The sequence below is a fragment of the Sphingobacterium shayense genome (assembly GCF_013179575.1).
Lineage (GTDB): Bacteria > Bacteroidota > Bacteroidia > Sphingobacteriales > Sphingobacteriaceae > Sphingobacterium > Sphingobacterium shayense.
In genome coordinates this window covers 1-6047 of record NZ_JABMCQ010000204.1, presented here as the reverse complement: position 1 = coordinate 6047, position 6047 = coordinate 1, and the positions used below count along the sequence as shown (strand labels likewise).

General features: G+C 38.7%; 7 protein-coding genes. 4 read left to right on the top strand and 3 right to left on the bottom strand.

Annotated features, from left to right (window positions below; translation table 11 throughout):
* On the top strand, positions 1–1398 hold a 1398-nt coding region (locus tag HP439_RS17155; RefSeq protein WP_172391564.1), incomplete at its 5' end, for an MFS transporter.
* Between the two features lie 237 nt (positions 1399–1635).
* A complete protein-coding gene (locus tag HP439_RS17150; protein WP_172391563.1) occupies positions 1636–2493 on the top strand; it encodes an N-acetylglucosamine kinase in 858 nt (285 codons plus the stop codon).
* A gap of 80 nt (positions 2494–2573) precedes the next feature.
* On the opposite strand, the gene HP439_RS17145 is transcribed toward HP439_RS17150, so the two are convergent.
* Positions 2574–3257 carry a metal-dependent hydrolase gene (locus HP439_RS17145; RefSeq protein WP_172391562.1) on the bottom strand — a complete coding sequence of 228 codons (684 nt, stop codon included), beginning with the start codon at positions 3255–3257 and terminating at the stop codon, positions 2574–2576.
* An 11-nt stretch (positions 3258–3268) separates the two neighbouring features.
* Positions 3269–3574: a YbaB/EbfC family nucleoid-associated protein gene (locus HP439_RS17140; protein WP_172391561.1), complete on the bottom strand. Its 306-nt coding sequence runs from the start codon at positions 3572–3574 to the stop codon at positions 3269–3271.
* 118 nt (positions 3575–3692) lie between these two features.
* On the opposite strand from HP439_RS17140, the gene HP439_RS17135 reads away from it, so the two are divergent.
* Positions 3693–4193 (top strand): TroA family protein, encoded by a 501-nt coding sequence (locus HP439_RS17135; protein WP_172391560.1) that lies wholly within the window; start codon positions 3693–3695, stop codon positions 4191–4193.
* 101 nt (positions 4194–4294) lie between these two features.
* Here the strand turns inward: HP439_RS17135 and HP439_RS17130 are convergent, their stop codons facing one another.
* Positions 4295–5395, bottom strand: a complete 1101-nt coding sequence (locus tag HP439_RS17130; RefSeq protein WP_172391559.1) for a hypothetical protein — start codon at positions 5393–5395, stop codon at positions 4295–4297.
* A gap of 198 nt (positions 5396–5593) precedes the next feature.
* On the opposite strand from HP439_RS17130, the gene HP439_RS17125 reads away from it, so the two are divergent.
* Positions 5594–6047 (top strand): thymidine kinase (locus HP439_RS17125; RefSeq protein ID WP_172391558.1); only part of this gene is annotated, 454 nt, incomplete at its 3' end.

The window sequence follows — 6047 nt, the reverse complement described above, 5'->3', positions numbered from 1 at the left end:
ATTGGGATGTTAATTGGACTGTTTATCGTAGCCCTCGGTTTCTCTTTACAGCAGACTGCAGCAAATCCATTCGCAGTTCTATTAGGAGATCCAAAAACGGGAGCATCACGCGTAAATCTGGGTGGTGCAATCAACTCGTTTGGGACCACTATTGGACCTCTTGTGATCGGATTCGCCTTATTCGGAACGTTCGAACCAATATCAGATGGAGAGATTGCTAGTCTTCCTCTTGACAAAGTTGTCTATTTATACATTATAGTTGGACTTTTGTTTGTTTTAGCAGCTGGACTTTTTCATTTTTCGAAAAAAGTGCCACCCGGTATCAATAGCGAACCAATGGAATCGGCAACTAAAGCCAAAAATACGCTTATTGTTATGACCATCCTTCTGCTCCTAATGTTTGTACCCGTATTTTTAAGCTACAAAAGTGACACCGCGATCCTAATCGAAAGTCTACAGCTTCAAGTTGCTAATACGTCTGATCAATTACTGATTACCCAATTGAACGCAAAAATTAATGATCTGATTCATCCACTAGAGATTACTCGTATGGCATGGCTACTTGGTGCTTTGCTCTCCGTCGTTGGGGGCTTACTTTTCGCATACTCGCGCGCAAGTAAAAATCAAGAAGGCTGGGGCGCAATGAAATATCCTCAACTCGTATTGGGTATGCTAGGTTTATTTATATATGTTGGAATTGAAGTGGCAATAGGAAGTAATCTTGGCGAATTGTTGAAACTTGACGAATTTGGAAATTTACAATCCTCTGAAATCACACCGTATGTTTCCATTTATTGGGGGGGTATGATGATTGGACGTTGGGCAGGTGCCATTAGTGCTTTCCAGTTTAAGAAAACAACCAAACAAATTCTATTATTGGTCGTACCGGTTATTGCATTCGCAATAATAATAGGCGTCAATAGCTTAGCGGGCTTTGATATGTCACATCTTTTATTTTTCTTTATATGCGTTGCGATCCAGATTGCAGCTTTCTTTATAAGCAAGGATAAGCCAGCACGGACATTAATCATATTTGGTGCACTGGGATTACTAGCCATGATAATTGGCTTATGCTCAACAGGAATGATAGCGATATATGCGTTCCTAACGGGAGGGCTCGCATGTTCTATTATGTGGGGATCAATATTTAGTTTATCCATCGTAGGACTTGGTAAATATACCGAACAAGGTGCTGCTTTTTTAGTAATGATGATTCTTGGTGGTGCGATTATTCCCCCATTACAAGGTAAGCTTGCAGACATTATTGGTATACATAATTCGTATATCTTACCTTTAATTGGATTTTGTTATATTATATTTTTTGCCGTAATTGTGAGAAGATTTTTGAAAGAACAAGGAATAAACATCGACGAAATAGAATCTGAAAGTTCCCATTAAGCGAAAGATATTGTACAAAATACACTAAGTGAAATAAAATATTAATTTGATTAAAAAATGCCTTTATGATATCGTAAAGGCATTTTTTTACCCCGCAAATAAAAAATCGACCTATATTCTTTCATATTTTAAATTTTAAAATTCGTGTTTTTAAACTTAAAAACGTATTTTCGAAGAGACAATATTGAATTAAAACAAAGCAAAAACTAAACGTAACACAATAAAACCAAATCTATAATGATTATCATTGCGGACGGAGGATCAACTAAAACAAACTGGTGTTTGTTAGATGATTCAAACAAAAAAATATATTTCAATACCGAGGGATACAACCCATATTTTGTTGACAGCGAATACATTGTTAATTCCTTAAAAAAAGGATTACCTCATGATCTTCCTTTCGAAAATGTGACAGAAGTAAACTATTATGGTGCAGGAGTTCACAACGCTGAAAAAGCGAAAATCGTCGAAGTCGCCCTTCAAAAGGTATTTCCTAGCTCAAAAGTTGAAGTGGGTCACGACTTATTAGCGGCCGCTCGTGCATTACTTGGTGATCAACAGGGTTTCGCAGCAATTTTAGGCACAGGAACCAATAGCTGCATTTATGATGGCAACGAAATCACATTTAATATCGATTCAGCAGCTTATATTCTAGGAGACGAGGGCAGCGGAAGCTATATCGGAAAAAAACTCCTTACAGATTTCATTCGTAACTTGATGCCGGAGAACGTTTCCAAAGCGTTCTTTGAAACCTATAAATTAACACCAGATGAAATTATGGACAATGTTTACACAAAACCTCTTGCCAATAGATTCTGCGCTAGTTTTAGTAAATTCGTATATGACAACAACGTTAACATAGAATATACACGTAAAATTGTTGAAGACGCGTTTGAAGCATTCTTCAATAACTTAGTAAGCAAATACCCTGATTATCAAAAGTATACATTCAACTGCATCGGGTCTGTGGGATATAACTTCCGCAACGTGTTAGAAGATAAAGCAAAACAATACGGCATGCAAGTTGGTAAAATCTTACGCTCACCGATCGACGATTTAGTTGTATTTCACATCAATAGAGCGGCAAAAAAATAAGAAATATTGATCTTCGTGCATTAAGACAACAGCCACTTCAATTTGAAGTGGCTGTTGTCTTAATGCACGAGCTCCCCTACTTATAGCACTAGAGATTCTCCAATTTGTGGAAGGTACAGACCCAAACCTGCAGCTGTGAACTTCTCCTTCGCTTCTTCTAGATTAATGGATATTGGAGGAAACGTATTGTAGTGTATTCCAACGATCTTAGAACAATTTATAAATTTTGATGCTTTAATGGCGTCATCTACATCCATTGTGTAGTGCCCTCCAATAGGAAGGAAAGCCCAATCCAAATCTAAATCTTCAAGAAGCTTCATCTCCATAGTTAAGGCCGTGTCACCGGCAAAATAAATTTTCTTACCTCCAACAAAAAACACGTAACCGGCAGGGACGCCAGCGTAGGTACCGTCTGGCGTGCTGCTTGTATGGAGTGCATATACCATTTTCACTTTACCAAATGGTAATTCAAGCGTTCCTCCAAAATTAAATTCGATCAACTTGTCCGCTGGGACACCCTGTTTGCCCACCCAATCGGCAGCTTCTACGATAGCGACTACTGTTGCTCCGCTATTTTCTTGAATACGTTTTAGGTCGGCTACATGATCCTGATGACAATGACTTAAAAAAATAAAATCAGGTCGAATCGAATCGACGTTTACATCCCTTGCTAAGGAATTATAGCTAATAAAAGGATCTAGCAAAACCTTAGCGCCCTGAAAATCAAACTCAACACAAGATTGTCCGTAATAAGCAACTTTCATAATCGAGATTTTTATTTATTAAAAAGATTACCAAATCCACCTAATAGATCTTGAGAAACAGCTTGCATCTCCGATTGACTAACGCGTTCAGCTTGCGCTAATGCTTTGTTAATAGCCACAATAATAATTTCTTCCAGTTCTTCCTTTTCGGCGCGCGCGAATAAGTCTGGATCTATTGTCAGTTCTCGAACTTCTTTATTCGCCGACGCAATTACGCGTACTTTTCCACCTTCTGTCTCACCGGAAACAGAGATATTATCTAACCGTTGCTTTACTTCGTCGGCTTTCTGCTGTGCTTGCAATAGTTTATCAAACATAAATGTGCTCCTTATTTTAAATGCAATTTACAAAATGATACTCAGAATGCGATAATCACTTCTTTAATTAGGTTCTTTAACAAGCCTTCCTTATTTTTGCTCAAACAAATGTCTAAACATGGAAAAACTCAATTTCTATAATACGCTAATAGCAAATACTACTCCAACAAACGCTAATGAGCGAACTCATCTCGAAGAAGAGATTGACATCGTTGTACATAAATTAAAATTCATTCCCGAGGAATCTAGACCCACTGTTTTGGTACTTGACCAAAAAAACTTATATAAACCGTCGGACTCATCTCAACTTACAGATACAATCGCTATAGCCGGTGGAAATTTGTTGTTGGAAAAATACGACAATCCTAAAAAGTTAATTTTTGTTCAACACAGCAATGATTTATATACCGACATCGTTTCCATACTAGAAGACGAAGTCCTAACAAGAACAGACGCCGTTCGGCATAATGAAGTATACATAATACATAAACCGCGTTTCGGTGCTGATGCAGAAGGGTTTTTAGGTGATGTCGAAATCGCGGCAGAAATCTTGCAACCAAAATATTTCGTATACGGACGACAAGGAATCGATTGGGTAAAATTTGACTTATTTGCGTAACTGCCGTATAATAAAAAAAGCGAGCATGTGGCTCGCCTTTTTGTTCGTCATAAAACAAACTAAAGTTCCTAGTTGAAACACTGTCTGAATATGGACAATAGTTAGAAAAATTTCTTTCTTAAAACTGCGTATAATTTTTCCACCGTTTGAGCCTTATCGGTCCAGTTGTTTTTCAATGCATAATTTGTTTGCAAAAATGCGTCTGCTTCGGCAAATGAATTATAGCGATTCAGCAGCTCTATCGCCTCACTATAAGCCAAGGTATACCCGTTAAAAAGATCTTTAATAAATAAAAGTTTATCATTTAAGCTTATAGCACTTTTAAGATCAACAGATCGATCGACTCCCGATGAGACTGGACTTGTCGTATTAATTGCCATACCCGTGGTCCCCGCTTTCCGTTGTTGTTGTAAGATCTCATTAATTGTCATCGGCCGACTTGGCTTCCTATCTTCAATTGATTGATCTTGATCTTCACGCTGCTCCTCTATAACCACTTCCCTCGGTTCTTCCACCACTTGAACAATTACCGGTTGACCTACGCGGTCATCCTTAATTTCTTCCTGCGACGTCGCTAGTCGACCAGTAGTCCGATCCTCTGTTTTGTGATCGTCAACCACCTCAGTAACTGAATCTTCCTTAGATGCATATGAATCCGACAATTCACCGTTATCGATGTTTTTGTCAATCGCCCGAGTATTATCTTCTGGTACGAACCCAGAATAATCGATCGCCGGCGCGGATACTTCGGATTCTACTCTCTCACTTACGTGCTCTCGTTCATTCCCTTTATCAACCGTGTCATTTGAATTTTCTTTTTTAGATTCGGGTGCTTCCGTGGTTTTCGCCTGGCCTACTTCCGGGATTTCCGCCTGTATCACTTGACTATCGGGTGCATCCTCCAATTCAATCGGAGGCGTAAAGAAAAGGTCTTCCCGTTTTTCTTTCTCATTGCTTCGAACGGAAGTACTTTCAGCAACATGACTCGACGCGGCAAGATCCGACTCCAAAACTATATTAGTTTCGCTTAAACGAGAAAGAACTTGAATATGAGCCGCCAAAAATTTCGCTTTTGCTTCGAACATTGTAAGTTGCCCCTTGCTGTCGTCTATCTTTTTTTCAGATAGCTCTGCGTAGCTGTCGTTAATCTCTAAAAGTAGCTCTCCTATTTTCGAAAAGATAGTTTCTTTTGTATATCTCATATTTATTGTTTTTATCTGGATCACTGACGTTGATTCTGCTTTTTGTGGAAAACAAAAAGCATTGATTGATACTCTGTTTCAAAATAGAGTTCCTTTCTTAACATCAAATTTAAGATATAATTTCGATATTAGCACGAATCGAGCACAAGTTTTAACGGTATTTTAACCCCCGAACGCAAAGCAATAAATTATAATAACATGCTGTTTTCCGAACATAATTTTTTCCAAACGAATAAGCCGGTAGGAAGCATCGAAGTGATCTGCGGGTCTATGTTTTCTGGGAAAACCGAAGAGTTAATCCGACGGATGAAGCGTGCCCAGTTTGCAAAATTGCCAATTGAAATCTTTAAACCCGAAATAGATATAAGATACGGCGAAAAAGCGATTGTTTCGCATGATAGTAACAGCATCCCTTCCACCCCAATTTCTCATTCATCCTCCATATTACTGTTGAGTTCCGACATAAAAGTAGCAGGAATTGATGAAGCACAATTTTTTGATGAAGAGCTTCCGAATGTTTGCATTCAACTCGCAAACCGGGGCGTGCGCGTCATAGTGGCAGGGTTAGATATGGACTATAAAGGCGTGCCTTTCGGTCCGATCCCAAATTTGTTGGCTATCGCGGAGCATGTCACTAAGGTGTATGCTGTTT